This window comes from Allotamlana fucoidanivorans (assembly GCF_045788535.1).
Lineage (GTDB): Bacteria > Bacteroidota > Bacteroidia > Flavobacteriales > Flavobacteriaceae > Allotamlana > Allotamlana fucoidanivorans.
The window spans coordinates 580,085-597,546 of the sequence record NZ_CP074074.1; the positions used below are offsets into that span (position 1 = coordinate 580,085).

Annotated in this window: 19 protein-coding genes; 10 read left to right on the top strand and 9 right to left on the bottom strand. The window is 33.7% G+C overall.

Annotation, left to right across the window (positions count from 1 at the left end):
* Positions 1-83: 83 nt before the first annotated feature.
* The 6 genes from KFZ70_RS02740 (at position 84) to murI (ending at position 6,659) form a co-directional block, all read left to right on the top strand.
* Positions 84-770, top strand: coding sequence for a DUF6089 family protein (locus tag KFZ70_RS02740; RefSeq protein WP_139698606.1), 687 nt, complete (start codon positions 84-86; stop codon positions 768-770).
* A 1-nt stretch (position 771) separates the two neighbouring features.
* Entirely contained in the window at positions 772-1,512 is a 741-nt protein-coding gene (locus KFZ70_RS02745) for an isoprenyl transferase (RefSeq protein WP_139698607.1), read from the top strand.
* On the top strand, positions 1,445-4,084 hold the full coding sequence (bamA, locus tag KFZ70_RS02750; protein WP_139698608.1) for an outer membrane protein assembly factor BamA: 2,640 nt from the start codon (positions 1,445-1,447) through the stop codon (positions 4,082-4,084). Before KFZ70_RS02745 ends, bamA begins: the two co-directional genes overlap by 68 nt.
* Positions 4,085-4,260: 176 nt before the next feature.
* Positions 4,261-5,265, top strand: coding sequence for an OmpH family outer membrane protein (locus KFZ70_RS02755; RefSeq protein ID WP_139698609.1), 1,005 nt, complete (start codon positions 4,261-4,263; stop codon positions 5,263-5,265).
* Positions 5,266-5,313: 48 nt separating this feature from the next.
* Positions 5,314-5,814, top strand: coding sequence for an OmpH family outer membrane protein (locus KFZ70_RS02760; protein ID WP_139698610.1), 501 nt, complete (start codon positions 5,314-5,316; stop codon positions 5,812-5,814).
* Between the two features lie 68 nt (positions 5,815-5,882).
* Positions 5,883-6,659, top strand: coding sequence for a glutamate racemase (murI, locus tag KFZ70_RS02765; RefSeq protein WP_139698611.1), 777 nt, complete (start codon positions 5,883-5,885; stop codon positions 6,657-6,659).
* A 71-nt stretch (positions 6,660-6,730) separates the two neighbouring features.
* Here murI and KFZ70_RS02770 read toward each other — a convergent pair whose 3' ends face one another.
* Positions 6,731-7,204 carry an Hsp20/alpha crystallin family protein gene (locus tag KFZ70_RS02770; RefSeq protein WP_139698612.1) on the bottom strand — a complete coding sequence of 158 codons (474 nt, stop codon included), beginning with the start codon at positions 7,202-7,204 and terminating at the stop codon, positions 6,731-6,733.
* A gap of 314 nt (positions 7,205-7,518) precedes the next feature.
* On the opposite strand from KFZ70_RS02770, the gene KFZ70_RS02775 reads away from it, so the two are divergent.
* Genes KFZ70_RS02775 through KFZ70_RS02785 form a run of 3 tightly spaced genes read left to right on the top strand, consistent with a single transcriptional unit; the run spans position 7,519 to position 9,137 of the window.
* A complete protein-coding gene (locus KFZ70_RS02775) occupies positions 7,519-8,448 on the top strand; it encodes a DnaJ C-terminal domain-containing protein (protein ID WP_139698613.1) in 930 nt (309 codons plus the stop codon).
* A gap of 10 nt (positions 8,449-8,458) precedes the next feature.
* Positions 8,459-8,764: a thioredoxin gene (gene trxA / locus KFZ70_RS02780; protein WP_139698614.1), complete on the top strand. Its 306-nt coding sequence runs from the start codon at positions 8,459-8,461 to the stop codon at positions 8,762-8,764.
* A 4-nt stretch (positions 8,765-8,768) separates the two neighbouring features.
* Positions 8,769-9,137, top strand: coding sequence for a hypothetical protein (locus tag KFZ70_RS02785; protein WP_139698615.1), 369 nt, complete (start codon positions 8,769-8,771; stop codon positions 9,135-9,137).
* Between the two features lie 156 nt (positions 9,138-9,293).
* Here the strand turns inward: KFZ70_RS02785 and KFZ70_RS02790 are convergent, their stop codons facing one another.
* From KFZ70_RS02790 to KFZ70_RS02810, 5 genes are all read right to left on the bottom strand, one after another.
* On the bottom strand, positions 9,294-9,509 hold the full coding sequence (locus KFZ70_RS02790) for a hypothetical protein (RefSeq protein ID WP_139698616.1): 216 nt from the start codon (positions 9,507-9,509) through the stop codon (positions 9,294-9,296).
* 1 nt (position 9,510) lies between these two features.
* Positions 9,511-9,693 carry a hypothetical protein gene (locus tag KFZ70_RS02795; protein ID WP_158293231.1) on the bottom strand — a complete coding sequence of 61 codons (183 nt, stop codon included), beginning with the start codon at positions 9,691-9,693 and terminating at the stop codon, positions 9,511-9,513.
* Positions 9,635-9,814 (bottom strand): hypothetical protein, encoded by a 180-nt coding sequence (locus KFZ70_RS02800; protein WP_139698617.1) that lies wholly within the window; start codon positions 9,812-9,814, stop codon positions 9,635-9,637. Before KFZ70_RS02800 ends, KFZ70_RS02795 begins: the two co-directional genes overlap by 59 nt.
* 62 nt (positions 9,815-9,876) lie before the next feature.
* Entirely contained in the window at positions 9,877-12,939 is a 3,063-nt protein-coding gene (locus KFZ70_RS02805) for an MORN repeat-containing protein (RefSeq protein ID WP_139698618.1), read from the bottom strand.
* Between the two features lie 39 nt (positions 12,940-12,978).
* Positions 12,979-13,293 carry a hypothetical protein gene (locus KFZ70_RS02810; RefSeq protein WP_139698619.1) on the bottom strand — a complete coding sequence of 105 codons (315 nt, stop codon included), beginning with the start codon at positions 13,291-13,293 and terminating at the stop codon, positions 12,979-12,981.
* Between the two features lie 234 nt (positions 13,294-13,527).
* On the opposite strand from KFZ70_RS02810, the gene KFZ70_RS02815 reads away from it, so the two are divergent.
* A complete protein-coding gene (locus KFZ70_RS02815) occupies positions 13,528-13,977 on the top strand; it encodes a hypothetical protein (protein WP_139698620.1) in 450 nt (149 codons plus the stop codon).
* Between the two features lie 8 nt (positions 13,978-13,985).
* On the opposite strand, the gene KFZ70_RS02820 is transcribed toward KFZ70_RS02815, so the two are convergent.
* The 3 genes from KFZ70_RS02820 to KFZ70_RS02830 are packed head-to-tail and all read right to left on the bottom strand — an operon-like array spanning position 13,986 to position 17,434.
* A complete protein-coding gene (locus KFZ70_RS02820) occupies positions 13,986-14,504 on the bottom strand; it encodes a gamma carbonic anhydrase family protein (protein WP_139698621.1) in 519 nt (172 codons plus the stop codon).
* 11 nt (positions 14,505-14,515) lie between these two features.
* Positions 14,516-15,253 carry a LytTR family DNA-binding domain-containing protein gene (locus KFZ70_RS02825; protein ID WP_139698622.1) on the bottom strand — a complete coding sequence of 246 codons (738 nt, stop codon included), beginning with the start codon at positions 15,251-15,253 and terminating at the stop codon, positions 14,516-14,518.
* Positions 15,254-17,434, bottom strand: a complete 2,181-nt coding sequence (locus KFZ70_RS02830) for a histidine kinase (protein WP_139698623.1) — start codon at positions 17,432-17,434, stop codon at positions 15,254-15,256.
* Positions 17,435-17,462: the final 28 nt, after the last annotated feature.

The window sequence follows — 17,462 nt, forward strand, 5'->3', positions numbered from 1 at the left end:
AAAACTGTTTTAACCTCATACTAATTAGTTCAAATTACCACGAGCTAATCTTATTTATTATATTTGCAAACTTTTGATTATTTATGAGGCGATTAACCATATTGATTTTAAGCATATTAAGCACATACTTTAGCTATTCCCAAATCAACGAAATTGGTGTTTTTCTTGGCGGGAGTAATTTTATTGGGGATGTGGGTGCTACCAATTACATTGCCCCAAACGCCCCAACCTTAGGAGTGCTTTACAAATGGAATGCTAGTGAAAGGCATTCTTGGCGAGCTTCAATACTGTATTCAGATTTAATTGCAGAAGATATAAAATCTGATGACCCAAGACGCCAAGAAAGAGATTACTACTTTAACTCTAATTTACTTGAAATTTCAGCAGGTTTAGAGTTTACTTTTATGGATTTTGATCTTCATAGTGGAGAAACAGCCTATACACCATACCTGTATTCAGGTCTTACAGCAACTAAATTTGACAATTATTACTTCCCCAATGGCCTTCAGGTTTCTGAAAACACATCAAGCTGGACAGTTGGGATTCCAATGGTTGCTGGGTTTAAAGTATCTGTTATTAATAGCTTTGTATTGGGTATTGAAATTGGAGCACGTTACACCTTTACCGATGAAATGGACGGAAGCTTGCCATCAAAACCTGAAAATCAACAGTATAGATTTGGAAACATTAATAATAATGATTGGTATGTCTTCTCAGGAATTACACTAACTTACACCTTTGGAGAAAATCCTTGTTACTGCGTTAAATGATATGAATTTGAAAGCCAACATACGCACAGATTTACTACCCGTTCACATAGCCATAATCATGGACGGCAATGGTCGTTGGGCTAAACAAAAAGGTTTAATACGAGCGGTTGGACACGAGAATGGCACTAAATCTGTGAAGCAATCAGTTGAAGCATGTGCCGAGTTAGGTGTAAAAAACTTAACCCTCTATGCGTTTTCAACAGAAAATTGGAACAGACCAAAACTAGAAGTACAAACCCTTATGAAACTTTTAGTGTCTTCTCTTAAAAAAGAGATTAAAACACTACAAGACAACAATATCAAACTAAATGCTATAGGTTGTTTAAGCACTCTGCCTTCAAAAGTATATAAAGAACTTTTTGAAGTCATTGAAAAAACAAAAAACAACACAAGAATGACCTTAACACTTGCCTTAAGCTATGGTTCAAGAGAAGAAATAACAAACGCAGTAAAAGAAATTAGCATTAAAGTTAAAAATAATATAATTTCGCCCGAAACTATTGATGAATCAATTATAAATGAGCATCTTTACACGCAAAATTTACCAGACGTAGATTTGCTTATTAGAACAAGCGGTGAGCAACGTATAAGTAATTTTTTGTTATGGCAAATTGCGTATGCCGAATTATATTTTACAAATGTATTATGGCCAGATTTCACCAAACAGCATTTGTATGAAGCTATTATTGAATATCAAAAACGAGAACGACGATTTGGGAAAACAAGTGAACAACTTAGTTAATATCTTACATAAAACCGCACTGTTAAAGTACTTTATAGCTTTTATCCTTTTTATAAATTACTTTAATATTCAAGCTCAAGAATTTAACGGAAAGTATACCATTGCAGAAATAACGGTTTCTGGCAACACCTCTTTTAGCGAACAAACCATCATAACCTATTCTGGATTAAGAAAAGGGTCTGAAATAACCATACCTGGTGAAAAAATAAGTGACGCCATAAAAAAACTGTGGAATTCTAAACTTTTTAATGATATTGAAGTGTATGTCACTAAAATTGAAGACAATTCTGCTTACCTGCAAATTAAGCTATCTGATTTACCTCAATTGAATGACTTAAAAATCAATGGTGTAAAAAAAGGCAAACAAGACGCTATAATAAAAGACAACAAATTAAACAAAGGGGTAAAAGTCACTGAAAACCTTATTACTACAACCAAAAACTTCTTAACTAAAAAGTATCAAAAGGAAGGTTTTTTAAACACGAAGGTTCATATTAACACTATTGATGTGCAAGACTCTGTTGAAACCGCAAGAGTAAATATGGTACTTAATATTGATAAAGGAGAAAAAGTAAAAATAAAAGACATTGCTTTTTCAGGCAATAATATTCTAAGCGATAAAAAGCTTAGAAAAAGTATGAAAAGTACAAAGAAAATAAATCGCCTTAGAGTATTTAAGCGATCAAAATATATTGATTCGGCTTATCAAGCAGATTTAGGACATATTATAGACACCTACAAAGAAAATGGGTATCGGGATGCTAGAATACTTTCAGATAGTATTATATACAATACAGACAAAACCATTTCATTACAAATTGATGTTAATGAAGGGGAACTCTATACCTTTGGAGATATTAAATTCATAGGAAACACCGTTTATAGTGACCAATACTTAAAGCGTCTTTTAAGAATTAATAAGGGTGATACCTACAATGGTATTCTGCTACAGGAGCGTATTGCAGACAATTCAAAACCTGATGCCTTAGACATTACTAACCTGTATCAAAATAACGGGTATTTGTTCTCAAGCATTAACCCCGTTGAAGTTAGTGCAGACAATAATGTTATTGATTTAGAGATTAGAATTTCTGAAGGTAAACCCGCCTATTTTAATACTGTAACCGTTGTTGGAAATGATAAGACAAATGATCATGTTATTTACAGAGAGTTACGCACCAGACCCGGGCAGCTTTACAGTAAAGCCAATGTGGTAAGAACGGTACGAGAACTTGGTCAACTCGGTTTCTTTGATGCCCAAGAAATAGCTCCTAATTTTATTAATCCGAATCCTGTTGAAGGCACTATAGACATGGAATACTCGGTTAAAGAAACAGGATCGAGCCAAATTGAACTACAAGGCGGCTATGGTGGTGGAGGTTTCATTGGTACTTTAGGGCTATCTTTCAATAACTTTTCTATTAAAGATATCTTTAAAAAAGATGCTTACAAACCTATCCCAATGGGCGATGGTCAAAAATTAGCATTACGCCTCCAAGCCAGTAGATTTTATCAAACCTATAGTTTCTCGTTTTCAGAACCTTGGTTAGGCGGTAAACGCCCTGTACAGTTTTCTGCATCACTGTCGCACACCAAGCAGTTTTTATATGACTTTGTTTCTAGAAAAGCTGATAAAAGCCGAAGCTTTAATATTACAGGGATTACATTCGGGCTTGCTAAGCGCTTAACCGTACCTGATGATTTCTTTACTTTATCGCAGTCTATTGGTTTTCAACGTTATGATTTAAACAACTATAACACGGGCTTATTTACTTTTGGTGATGGTTATTCAAACAATTTATCTTACACCATAGGTTTAAGCAGAAATAACACTAGCGTAGACCCTATTTACCCTACGGGTGGTTCTAATTTTGCAATTACTGCTAAATTTTCACCTCCATGGTCTTTATTTAACGGTGTAGATTACGAAGCCTTGGCTAATGAAAGAGAAGAAAACGATGTGATTAGAAGAGACCCAACAAAGCCTGAGTCTGAAAGACAAGCTGCCCAAGCAAGAGTGGCCGAAATTGATCAGGAACGTTTTAAATGGCTAGAATTTTATAAAATAAAATTTAAAGGAGATTGGTATACACAACTAGCCAAAGATCTTGTATTAAGACCTAGTGTTGAGTTAGGATATTTAGGAGCTTACAATAATGCAAGAGGTGTTATCCCGTTTGAACGCTTCTTTTTAGGAGGTGATGGTTTAGGAAATTATAGTTTAGATGGTAGAGAAGCTATTCAGCTTCGTGGTTACCCTAATCAATCGTTGTCAAGCGAAGATGGCGGAAGTATTTATAATAAGTTTTCTTTAGAATTGCGCTACCCTATTACTTTGAAAGCGTCGGCAAAAATATACGCCTTATCTTTCTTAGAAGCAGGTGCCTCCTTTGATAATTTTAGAGATTATAATCCGTTTAATTTATATAGATCTGCCGGTGTAGGCGTTAGAATTTTCATGCCTGCTTTTGGTCTATTAGGTATTGATTTTGGTCATGGATTTGATTCTTTACCTGGCGAAACTGGACCTCATGGATGGGAAACACACTTTATTATTGGACAGCAGTTTTAAAACGATAAATTATTTTGGCACGATATTTTCTATTAACACATTAATGATTTGCTAGTGAATTAAAATTTTTAAGGTTATATTTCGTTAATTTTGAAGATTAAATTCTTAAAAAGCATATTTAAAATCTATTTGCATTTTAGAATTTATTGAAACCTAATAATTAAAACATCAAACAAATGCAAAAAAACGTTCTTTTTTTACTGACATTAGTTTTTATGCTAAGCCTTTCATCTTTTGCCCAACGCGGCGTTAGAATTGCCTACATAGACACTGAATATATTTTAGAGAATGTTCCTGAATATCAAGAAGCCACAGCTCAATTAAATAGTAAAGCTCAAAAGTGGAAAAATGAGATCCAACTAAAATTAGCAGAAGTTGAACAACAGCGCACAGCGCTAAACAATGAAAAAGCCCTTCTAACCAGTGAGCTATTTGCAGAACGGAAAGAAGACATTGAGTTTACTGAAAAAGAAATTTTAGATTATCAACAAAAACGTTTCGGCCCAAATGGTGATTTATTTATTCAGAAAAAACAATTGATGCAACCTATACAAGATCAAATATTTGCCGCTGTTCAAGATTTAGCTAAAGGCAGACAATATGATTTTATATTTGACAAATCCTCTGATGCCACCATGCTCTTTTCGGCAAAACAATATGATTTAAGTGAGCAGATATTAAGAACCATAAACCGCTCATCAAAACGTAAGCAAGCCCAAACAAAAGCAGAACGAAAAGCGGCTAAAGATGAAGAACTCATTCCTGAAATTAACGAAGAATTAGAAGCTCGTGAAAAAGCATTAGAGGAAAAGAAAGCGGCTAGAGAAAGTGCTATTGAAAAAGCCAGACAAGAAAAACTAGCTGCGCGTGAAGCCAAAGTGAAGGCCGCAGAAGAAAAGCGCAAAAAAACGCTAGAGGAAAGAGAAAAAGCAAAGCAAGCCAAATTAGATACCAGAAATCAAACAACTCAAAAAACGGATGATTCAAAAAGTTCTGAAAAGGCAGAAACGGCATTAAAATCAAATGAGGTTAAACCTGAGCATGTAAAAAAAACCAGAGCTGAACTTATTGAAGAGAACAGACAGAAAAAACTAAAACAAAGAGAAGAAAGAAAAAAGGCACTTGAAGAACGTAAGCAAAAAATTCTTGAAGAGCGCCAAAAAAAACAAGATAGTATTTAATAAAAAACAAATAATAAATTTATAACACACTTAATACGATTAAAGAAAATGAAACAATTTAGAACTCTCCTTTTAGCAACTGCATTATGTATAATAACTGTTAGTTTTTCACAAGCACAAAGTAAGGTTGCTCATATAAACACGCAGGAATTAATAGCTGCTATGCCTGAAGCTAAAGCCGCACAAACAGAGATTGAAACCTTAGGTAAAACGTATCAAACAGATATTCAAGCTTCAATTACTGAATATCAAAATACAGTTAAACAATATGACGCTGAAGCTGAAACTAAAACAGCTGAAGAAAACCAAAAACGCATGGTTGAACTTCAAGAAAAGCAACAACGTATTGCTCAGTTTCGTCAAGACGCACAAAAAGATTTAGCAGAAAAGGAAGCTGAACTTTTTAAGCCTATTCAAGAAAAAGCTATGAAAGCAATCAATGACGTTGCTCAAGAAAAAGGCTACCAGTATGTATTAGATCGTGCTACGTTAATTGTTGCTAATGGTGACGATATTTTAGCTGATGTAAAGAAAAAGTTAGGCATCTAAATAATATAGATTTAAAAAAACTTATAAAAGCTGTCTTTTCTAGGCAGCTTTTTTATTTTTGTTTTAACATGAGTAAACAACCTATCGGCATTTTTGATTCCGGCATTGGCGGTACTTCCATCTGGAAAGAAATACATGCCTTACTCCCTCATGAAAATACCATTTACTTAGCCGATAGTAAGAATGCGCCATATGGCCCAAAAGGCAAACAAGCTATTATTGACCTTAGTGTTAAAAACACAGAGTTTTTACTAAAACAAAACTGCAAACTTATTGTTGTTGCTTGCAACACGGCTACCACAAATGCCATAGACTTTTTAAGAAGTCATTATAAAATACCTTTTATAGGAATTGAACCTGCCATAAAACCTGCAGCTCTTCAAACCAAAACCAAAGCCATTGGTATTCTAGCTACCAAAGGCACCCTGACTAGCGCTTTGTTTTCAAAAACCTCTAGTTTATTTGCTTACAACATCAAAGTGATTGAACAAATTGGCAATGGTATAGTAGAGCTTATAGAGAACGGTGAGCTGTATTCTGACGCCATGAAGACCCTACTCAAAACATATTTAAAGCCCATGCTTGATACCAACATTGATTATTTAGTGTTAGGTTGCACACATTACCCTTATTTAATCCCATTACTTGCTGAGCTATTACCTAAACATGTTAAAATAATTGATTCTGGTGAAGCCGTAGCCAGACAAACCAAAGCCATTTTGGAACAACATAATTTGTTGAATAAAAACAGTGCCTCAGCAAAGATTTCTTTTTACACCAATGGCAACCCAGCGATTTTAAAGTCGCTATTAACTATTGACTCTACTGTAAAAACCCTTCCTTAAAACTACATTTTTTTATTTAAAAAAAAAGAGGCCAAACAGCCTCTTCTTTCCACATCAAAACAAAAATTTTATTAAGAAATTTTAATACTTCTTATTGGTTTTTGTTTAGCTTCTTCGCGCTTAGGTAACTGAATCATCAAAATACCATCATTATATGTGGCATTAATTTTACTTTCGTTAATGGATTCAGGTAACGAAAATGTTCTTTTGAACGAAGAATAACCAAATTCTTTTCTAGTGTAATTCTCTTCCTTGGTTTCAGATTCTTCCTTATGCTCTGCAGATACCGATAAAATATCATTATCTAAGTCTATAACAAAATCTGACTTTTTCATTCCGGGAACCGCCATTTCAACAAAATAATCATCTTTTGTTTCTTTAATGTTCACTTTAGGCATAGACATACCAGAATTGTAATTGCTAGAAAAAACTGTTGGCACATGCTCTGTATCGAATAAATCATCAATCCAGTTAGTCCAAGTTGGAAAACTCGATTTCTTTTGGGCTCCGTGTCCATTTTTTGGAACATGCATTAGTGTACTCATAACTTCTATAATTTTTTAATTAAACATATTTTCATACTAAAGGATTGAATTACTATCACTCAACCTCGTCTATAATAGAACAAACCAAGTGCCAAAGCAAAATGGCATCACAAACTTCAAAAAACCAAGTAATATACTACAAAAATAATGTCATTTTGGCACTAAACATCATTTAACTGCTGCCTAAACGTCATTTTTTAATCGAAAATTGGCAAAATAAAGCTCTTATCCCTTTAACTAATAACACAATCAAAGCTCAATTCTCTTTGGTATTTTTTTTGCTAATCATTATGTAAAATAGAGCCATAAACATCATGACATATAAAGATTATTATACCATTTTAGGAGTAGATAAAAATGCTTCTGAAAAAGACATAAAAAAAGCATACAGGAAGCTTGCCGCTAAATACCATCCTGATAAAAATCCGGATGACGTAGCTGCTGAAGCCAAATTCAAAGAAATAAATGAGGCCAATGAAGTTTTAAGCAATCCTGATAAAAGAGAGAAATACGATACTTTAGGCGAAAACTGGCAAGCCTATGAGCATGCGGGAGAAGACTGGAAAAAATATACACAAAACCAAAACAAACAAGGGCAGTACTACTATGGTAATGCTTCTGATTTTTTTGGTGAACAAAATAAAGGCAGTGAATTTTCAAGCTTCTTTGATATGTTTTTTGGCGGTGAATCAAACGCTTTCACCAATCAACCTCATCACAATACCAAAGTTCTAGATATTCAAGCCGAGTTACCTATAACACTGGATGAAGCTTATTTTGGCAGCAAGCGCACCTTTCAATTAGATAATGAAAAAATGCGCATTAGTATAAAACCTGGCGCTTATGATGGCCAGGTACTAAAAATAAAAGGTAAGGGTCACCTTGATTTTTCTAAAAAACATAGAGGCGACTTGTATATTACCTTAAAACAAGAGCATCACCCTAAGTTTAAAAGGCTGGAAAACAATCTGGAAACTGAAGTTTCAGTAGATCTTTATACAGCCATTCTTGGTGGTAAAGTAAGAGTACAAACCCTTAACAAAGCATTGAATATAAATATTCCGGCAGGAACAGAATCTGGAAAACTTTTACGACTAAAGGAAAAGGGTATGCCTATTTACAATACTCAAAAACACGGTGATTTATTGGTAAAAATTAAGGTGGAATTACCCAAGAATTTAAATCAAGAAGAAACAGAATTATTTAAAAAATTAAAAAACATAAGGCATAAAAATGCCGTTTAAATTTATAAACATGAAAGGAAATTTTAGTAACATAGTAAATAGTGACACCCCTGTATTAGTAGATTTTTATGCCACTTGGTGTGGGCCATGCAAAGCACAAACACCAATTATTAATGATTTGGCTAAAGACATGAATAGTGCCCTTAGGGTCATTAAAATTGATATTGATAAAAACCAAAATATAGCCCAGCAATATCAGGTTCGAGGTGTTCCTACTTTAGCATTATACAAAAAAGGGAAATTGCTTTGGAGAGCTTCTGGTGTTCACAGCAAAGCTCAGCTCACAAACATTATTCAACCACATTTAAATGAATAATAGCATGAACATTATTTTATACAATAAGTCTTACACCCAACCAAGTATCCATAGCTTTTTAGATGCTTTGTACTCAAATAACATGCCTTATTTGGCTAGTGATCTTTTAGAAAAAGGTCTGCTTGTTAGCGACATTACGCAAGGCATTAAAAAGGCTCTAATGGTTATGCGCAGATTAAGCCTTGATGTTGACCAACACTTTAAACCATTTTACTCACAACACAACGATGGTTTAATGAAAGACTGCAAGTTATCTAAATTAGGATATGCTTTAGTTCTTTTAAACCTCAACGCAAACAATGCGTATATAGCCAATCTGCAACTCACCATAGCAGACTATTTTTTTAATGAGCATGATATGAGGAACTTTTAAAAGTTTCCTCATATCGTATTTAAACATACCGAGCCCCTTACTAATAAGTACTTAAAACCTAAATTACAATACACTTTTTTTTAATGACTAGAAGTCTAATTATATAAAATAATTATTAAGCCATTCAACCAGTCATTTAGGTTGATTGATATTTATTTATAAAAAAAAGAATTCTTCAACCTTAGTTAACTTGGCGATGGATTGTGGTAATGTTTCCAACTCATTTTTAATAAAACTTGCTTTTTTTAATGAGGCTAATTCTCCTAAGTCCTTAGGGAATTCTTTCAAGGTGTTTTCTAGCACCGATAAAATTTCAAGATGCTCCAAATCCACAATATCCTTAGGTAAATAAGCAAACTGGCTGATTCCCAAATTACAGTTCCTTAAGGTTCTTTAGGCTGTCAAAACCTCTGGGAAGTTCTGAAAGCTTGTTTGAAAACAGGTTAAGAATTTCCAAATTGTTTAGTTTGGAAAAACTTGTGGGCAATCGTTCTAATTTATTTTCTCCTAAAAGCAGTTCTTTGAGATTGTTCAATTGCCCTATTGATTTTGGCAATTGGATGTGGAGTTGCTGGTATCCATTTAGAACATAATTTTAAAAGACGGATAACATCTTCGTCACAACCCGCACCAATTTCTTTAATGACTTTAATAGAAGTGATGCTTCCATCTTCCATTACTCTAAATTGAACATAAACTTTGCCTTCTACCCCCTAGTCTTCTTGCCTCATTTGGTTAATTAAGGTTTTTTAAGATCGTGTTGAATCGTTATTTTATCACCTTTGATCACAGCATCAATAAAATGAATTTCCTCATATGCTACCCCATGCAATTTTGCAGGGATCCAAGCAGGGGATAAACTTAATAAAGTCTCCAATGAATTATGTAAGCTTACGGTTATCTCTCCTTCAATAATGTTTACATCACAGTCATGACAAAAGGTTTGGGCTTTGTCAATAACAAGCTTTCCTTCCTTGTTTATTTTGAAAATGAAAAGTGCTTCTTCATAACCTTTTTCGACATGTAATTCGAGTTTATTAAGCTCTTCCAATACCCAATCGACGAAAGTCAGATCACCATTAAATCTAGCAATTTCATAGATCTGGTTCTGTGTTATCATTTTACCATGATCCCATGAACTTTCCGAAATAATACCTTTTTCCTCTAACATCCCCTTCCCATGTTGTTTGTCAGCCTGCCACTCCCCATCATAATTGAACCCGTCCAATCTGGTAAATTGCCCCTGACCTTCTCTTAGGCCATTCTTCCATTCACCTTCATAGACATCTCCATTAGCATAGGACATTTTACCTTGTCCATTATATTTACCATCTTTCCATTCACCTGAATAAATTTGTCCACTAAGCCAGGTAAAACTTCCATGTCCGTTTCTTTTATCATCTTTCCATTCGCCTGTATAAACCTTACCATCAGGCCAGGTATATATTCCAAAGCCACTTTTATAGTTTTCTTGCCATTCTCCTTCATAAACATCTCCATCGGCATAAGTCTTTTTTCCTTGACCGTGTTTTTGTAAATACCTATTAACGGTACCTACATATAAACTTCCGTCATCATATTTTTTAGAAACATCGTCTAGTATTCCTGGTCGTTCGGTGGCATAATAAGAATTATTGATAGACTCTAACCACTGTTTTACATAGGAAGTAAGTTGTTCTTCATTGGCAAGTCCTGTAAATACTTTACCCGCATTATTACCACTATGTGTCATACTATTATAGACATTCAATAAATTATTAGGAGAAATACCGTGTTCATGTAAATTGTTTGAAACCTCATAGAAGCTTTCCAGGTCATTAAATTTAATAAGCCTGTAGGAAGGCAGCTTTGATCTTACCAAATGAACGGTATACTCCTTGGATTCACTGACCGGGGTGTAATGTAAGGCCTTGTATTTATATTTCAAGGTTGGGGTTTCGTAGGCCACTTTTACACGGTCTTTATAATTGTATGTCACCAAAGTAGAGGGTATAAAATACCCGGTTTTCAGGTCTCTTAACTTAATTTGAAAATCGGGTTCTCCAATTCTATCTGATGGTTGTGCATTTATGGGATGGGCTTGTAATTTATTAGTAACTAGAGCATTGTTTATATCTTGTTCGTTGAATACAATTTCATATTTCCCTACCTCAATTCTTGGGTTAGTAATCGTTTCATAAATTTCTTCTTTTATCTTTGAGTTACCAGCCAACTCTTTTATAGGAGTGCCGAACTCTAATAATTCATAAACACGCTGGTTGAAAGTCCTATTGTGGGAGCCTGTCAATAATAGGTCCTTGCCTGTACTACCACCAATTAAGTAATTTTTGTCTGTACTTTCAACAAATTTTTGCTTAACCCCTCCAATTTTTACGCTTACCTTTTGACTCAAAGTTGGTGGATTTACCCAGTTATTATTAAAAATTTTATTGGAGGTAAATAACTTGGTGTCATCCTCGTCAGCGAGAGAAAGTCTGATATATCTATTGTCAGAAAATAAAATGAGAACATTAATTTCATCATATTGATTAGGCGATTGTCCTTTTTGAGGTAATTTCTTATAGTAATAAACAGCAACGGCATTGTTAGATAAATATGTAATGTTTTCTTTTATGTTGTTTATCCTTTGTGTGTATGCATCATTGTTGTTTTTGAAGGAGGCCGAGGCATCTTCCATAGCTAATCGGCTAAATTCCTGCTTTAAAGACCATATAGCACTTACTAATTTCGATTGAAAACCATTATACATACCCAAGCTAAAAGTAAGTTTATGGGGCAGCGTATAACGCCTATTTGCAGCTTTTACTTTTTTAGTCTCGTTTCTAAATTTGTATGAAGGCAAATAATTACCAGAGGCAATGGTTGTGCTGTTTTTCCAGAAAATTTTTCTTTTTATTGACTCGATATTGGTGTCAAAATCTAAGGTCATTATTGAGCTTACCGTATGTTTAATAGGAGAGATTTCATCATGATCAAGCGAGGTTTTTACAATCTCTTGATTTACTTCTAGAATTAATGTATTCCCTTTAAAATAGGCCCGCTGAATGGTTTGATGAACTATCATATAATCATATCTTAAAGTAGAGGTGTAATATATGTCTTGATAACCAGCTGATACAGCTAGAATCCTTTTTTTTAGAGCGACTACATTGCTGCTTACAGGAAAGTTAATGTCTAGATTTTTAGAAAATGCCGTGTTAAAAATATCGTTCTGTTTATCAATTTCTTTCATTTTCTGAGAAAAGTTTTCTTTATAGCTGCGCCTGGCATTGCTTTGTTCACGTTCTTTAGCCTCTTTTTCTAGTCTTTTTCTTTCAATACCATCTAAAATAGATTTTCCAAGGGCATTAAGTGAATTTTCTAATTGTTTCGAAGAGGTTTCCATCTGGACGTCCTGTTGAACCATGTTATAAGAATCCGCTTCCGAAATCCCCGAATATCTATACGAATAGAAATTTGTTTTTTTCAAAGCTTCATGCATGGCCATTTGCACTTCGAAGTTGGAAAGTTCTAATTCATCCATATTGGTTAAGTAGATTTTGGTTTCAGCATCTTCGGCTTCTTTGGTTCTTCTTTCGATTTCTTCCCAATATTTAGCTGTTTTTTCTTTCTCAGCAATTTTGTAAGCTTCTACTTCACGTTTTACTTCTTCACTTTGCATTTTTAGTCTAGCATTATGAGCCCTCCTTTCTTCTTCGGTCATTCCACTTTCAGCGGGAACAACTGTTGGTGTCTCAGATTGAGCAATGCACAAAAATGATGTTAGGATAAAAAAACTGAAAAATAGTAGTTTAGCTTTCATGTATTTTGATTTAAGTTAATTTTTGGTTAAGCACTGTCGCTAGCAACTCTGAGTGGATTCGAAGGCCTGCCCTGAGCGAAGTTGAAGAGTAGTCGAATGCTCTCCATTAAAAAGAAAATCAGTAATCTCATAAGTAACTATGGAAACTTGTATTTCAACCTCGTTTTTTCCTGGATTATTAGCTCTTGCTTTTACAGTTGCTCTGTAACTATAAGTCCCCTGGTTGGCAGATAAACCAACATTTAGACAATCGCCTACATTCTCAATAAACTGAGTGAAAGAGATTGAAGATGATAAAGAGAGAAAAAGAATAGCAAAATAGTGTTTGCTTAGTTTGGGTAAAAAAGATTGCATTAATATTACTTTTTAATAGTTGTGGTAAATAAATTATTATGTGTTATTAGAAATTGTATATCAGTTAATTTTTATCGTATTGTTGATTATTGTTACAAATTAAAAAAAATCATATAAATTAATTAATATTGGGATAAATTAAGATTTTACTTTCAAAATAATATATATGTTTCTTCATATTTACAGAATCATAATTTTATACCGAGTAATTAGATAAAATCGACAGAAATACATATGCAAACACGCGACTATGACTGCTATATACTAATTGAAGCCCTAAAAGGTTTTAGACTGCTTAATGAAGATTTTACAGCTGTAATTCCTGCTCAAGAGACTAACGGTTACACCAATTTGTATGCAAATAGCATAGCGGTTAGTTTTTTGCATGATATGGAAGACGAGCAGTTAAACGCCATTCACTTTTTTGAAGACCACCAGAAAACCATAATCGATACCATATCAGCTCACCTTTCAAAAACCTTTAAAGACCCTAAAAAGGAGTTAGGACTTGATTGCATAAACATTTTAAACGAGCATAAAGACGGTATCTGTTATGTTGCCTACCGCTTTTTGGATGCTTCAGGAAATAAATTTTATGTTAAGCTTCACAAAAACAAAGTAATTAATAATCGTAATTTTTTTTTAAGGTTTTTAAACAAGATATACAATACTATATATTCTTAATATTACCTCTATTCTTCCTTAAACCAACTGGAGTATAAAATATAATTATCGGCTATACGATTAATTTCTCCTGAAATTAAATCTTTACTAATATCTTTAATCTTTTTTGCAGGAACTCCTGCATATATACTACCTGATTCTACTTTAGTGCCTTTGGTTAAAACCGCGCCTGCGGCAATAATACTATTAGACTCCACAACACAATCATCCATTACTATACTACCCATACCAATAAGTACATTATCGTGAATAGTACAGCCATGAACCAAGGCATTATGCCCAATGGACACGTGATTTCCAATGGTGGTTGGCGATGTTTTATACGTACAGTGAATAACGGCACCGTCTTGAACATTGACCTTATCCCCCATTTTTATAAAGTGTACATCACCGCGTAAAACCGCATTAAACCATATACTACATTGGTTTCCCATAACAACATCTCCTACAATGGTAGCATTTTCAGCAACATAACAATTGCTCGGTATTTTTGGTATTTTCCCCTTTACAGATTTTATTACTGGCATAATTTTATTTTTTATTTAAAATAAGATAACAATTCAGATTTTTTTGATGCTGAAACCATAATTTCTTTTCCACTGCTTAACAATACGTGCCCACCTTTACCCTTCACATATTTTACTACCTCACTTACATTTACCATATACGATTTATGCACACGTGCAAACCCTACACCTTTTAAGGCATCTTCAAAATATTTTAGCGTTTTACTTACTAGCTTCTTTTTACCATTTACAAGATAAATCTCTGTGTAATTATCATCCGCTTTACAATATAAAATTTCAGAAGTATTAAGAATTTCAAATCCATCTAATTGAGGAATGGTAATTTTACCAGACACTCTCTTCTTAATTTTTGAAACTAACACTTGATGATGCAATGCGGCTTCTTTTTTCCTGATTTCGGCTACATAATCAACCGCTTTTATAAGTTCATCAATGGAAATAGGCTTCATTAAATAGTAAGATGCATGGGCGTTTAAGGCTTCAATGGCGTAATTATTGTACGCTGTAACAAATATAGTTTCAAAATCAACATCTCCTACTTTTTCTAGTAAATCAAACGCATTTCCATAAGGCATTTCAACATCAAGAAACACAAGATCTACATCCTTGTTTCTAATTAAAACGAGTGCCTCATCCACATTTTCTGCTTCACCTAAAACACAAACATTAGGACAATATTTTTTCAAATAATTCTTTAAAATAGCTCTGCTGGTTTGCTCATCTTCTACAATTATAGCTTTCAAATCCATTTAATTCTTCTTTAACGTTACCTCTACTTTTGTGCCTACATCTTCATGAGTTGATAAATCTGTAATTAAAACACGTACCTTATCTTTATACATATTATTTAAAATAGACACGCGTTTTTTTATATTTCCCATGCCCCTTGAATTCTGTTTTTTCTGATGTTCTGATTTTAAAGATTTTGACTTTGCTCTCCCTATACCGTCATCAGAAATTGTAATCTGAATTTCATCTGTAGTCTTTTGCGCTATGGCTATCTTTAAAATCCCTTTTTGTTTTTTGTAACGCAACCCATGCCACACAGCATTCTCTATATAAGGTTGCAACAACATAGGCGGAATAACAAAATCATTTATAGCTATACTGTCATCAACATGTATTTGATAATCAAACTTATCTTTAAATCTAAAATGCTCTAATTGAACGTATAATTTAAGCAATTCAAGTTCATTTTCTAATGGAATAAAATCTTGCTCGCTATTCTCAAGAACAGCACGCATGAGTAAGGAAAAATCGGTTAAATATTTATTGGCAGTACGTTCATCATTCATTGCAATAAAACTATTTACAGAATTAAGCGCATTAAAAATAAAATGCGGATTCATCTGGCTTCGTAAGCTTTTTAAAGCCAATAAATTATTAGCCAAACGTTGTTGTTTAATGTATTTAAACATAAAAACACCAGCAACCAACAGCAATACAACACCTCCTATTAATGAATAAATAACGAGCTTTTGACGTTTTGTTTGCTCAACCGATAATTGATATTTACTTTGCGACAGTTCACGATCACTCTCTAAACTTAAAATTCTGTTTTGCTTATTGATGATATCTTTACTTAAGCGACTAGCTTGCGATATTTCTTGTTCTCGCTTTATATACAGTTTATCTACCAGTTCAACATAATCTTGATAGGCGGCCAACGCTTTATCAAATTGCCCGGCATCTCGGTACACTTCAGATAATTTTCTGGTAGCGTCTTTTTGAACAATTAAATCCGATTTTTTATCAGCCTCCTCTATACTTTTTTCCAAATAAGGAATAGCATTATTAAAATCACTTTGAGAGGCGTACGCCTTTCCTATTTTATAATTCTGTTTTTGAGAAGTAAGACTACTTTCGTTATCTAAAACTGCATCTTCTTCTATATCATCGAGCTCATTTAAAACTTCTTTTCTAAGTTCTATTTCACCTGAAAAATTATTGGTTTCATTTCTAAACTCAGCTACTTTGGCTTTCTCTTGAACAGCGCGCTTTTTATTTTCGGTGTTAGCCAATTGCATTGATTTTTCAAAATAAGCCTCAGCTTGTTCAACCTTACCTTCCTCTTTGTACACTTGCGCTATTTTTGAGTTTAAATCGGTAATCTTAGGTTTTACTAAATGTTTCTTTGCTTTATTTAATCCCAAATTATAGGCATTTAGCGCTTCTTTAAACTTTTTAATCTGCACGTTGATGTCTCCTATACCTTCATAGAGTTCTATATGCTGCCCAGGAGAAAGATTCCTTTTAGCAATATTATGATAGATGGTTAAACTTTCCTGATAGTTTTTATTCTGCCTGTATGCCCTGGCTAACTTAAGTTTTACCACATTTGATTCTTGACTTTGTAAACTTATGCGATAATTTGACGCTGCCAAATCATATTGTTTCCAGTAGAAATGAATATCACCTAAAACTTCATACACCTCACTATTCTCTTTTACCGATTTACTTTCGGTTAAAGCATCTCCAACAAACTGAATACTCTTTTTAGCATCCTTTTTCAAATAGACTTGCGCTGAATCTATTAAAGATTTAAAGGGTGTTTCATCAGTATATGATACTTCTTTTAATTGAGGACTTTTACTTGACTTATCGGTGTCTGGTTCAACTTCAACACGTATCCTGTCATTATTTCGTATTGTATAATAAACGGTTTCAAAATCAATATGTCTTATAATGAGCTCATCCCCTATTTTAACTTTTATTCTAAATTCACCAAAACTATCGGTGGTGGTATATCCGCCTTCACTCACTTCAATATTTACATTTGGAATAGGAGCTCTTGAATCGCTTTCAATAACAGATCCGTGTACTTCAAATCTTTCATCTTGTCTAGATAACCTATTGCCCACCTGCCCCTCTACCAACAAAGCATGGCAAAGAAAAAGAACACTTACTATATGTTTTATTACTCGCGGCATTGACTTAAAATATCATAGATAAACATAC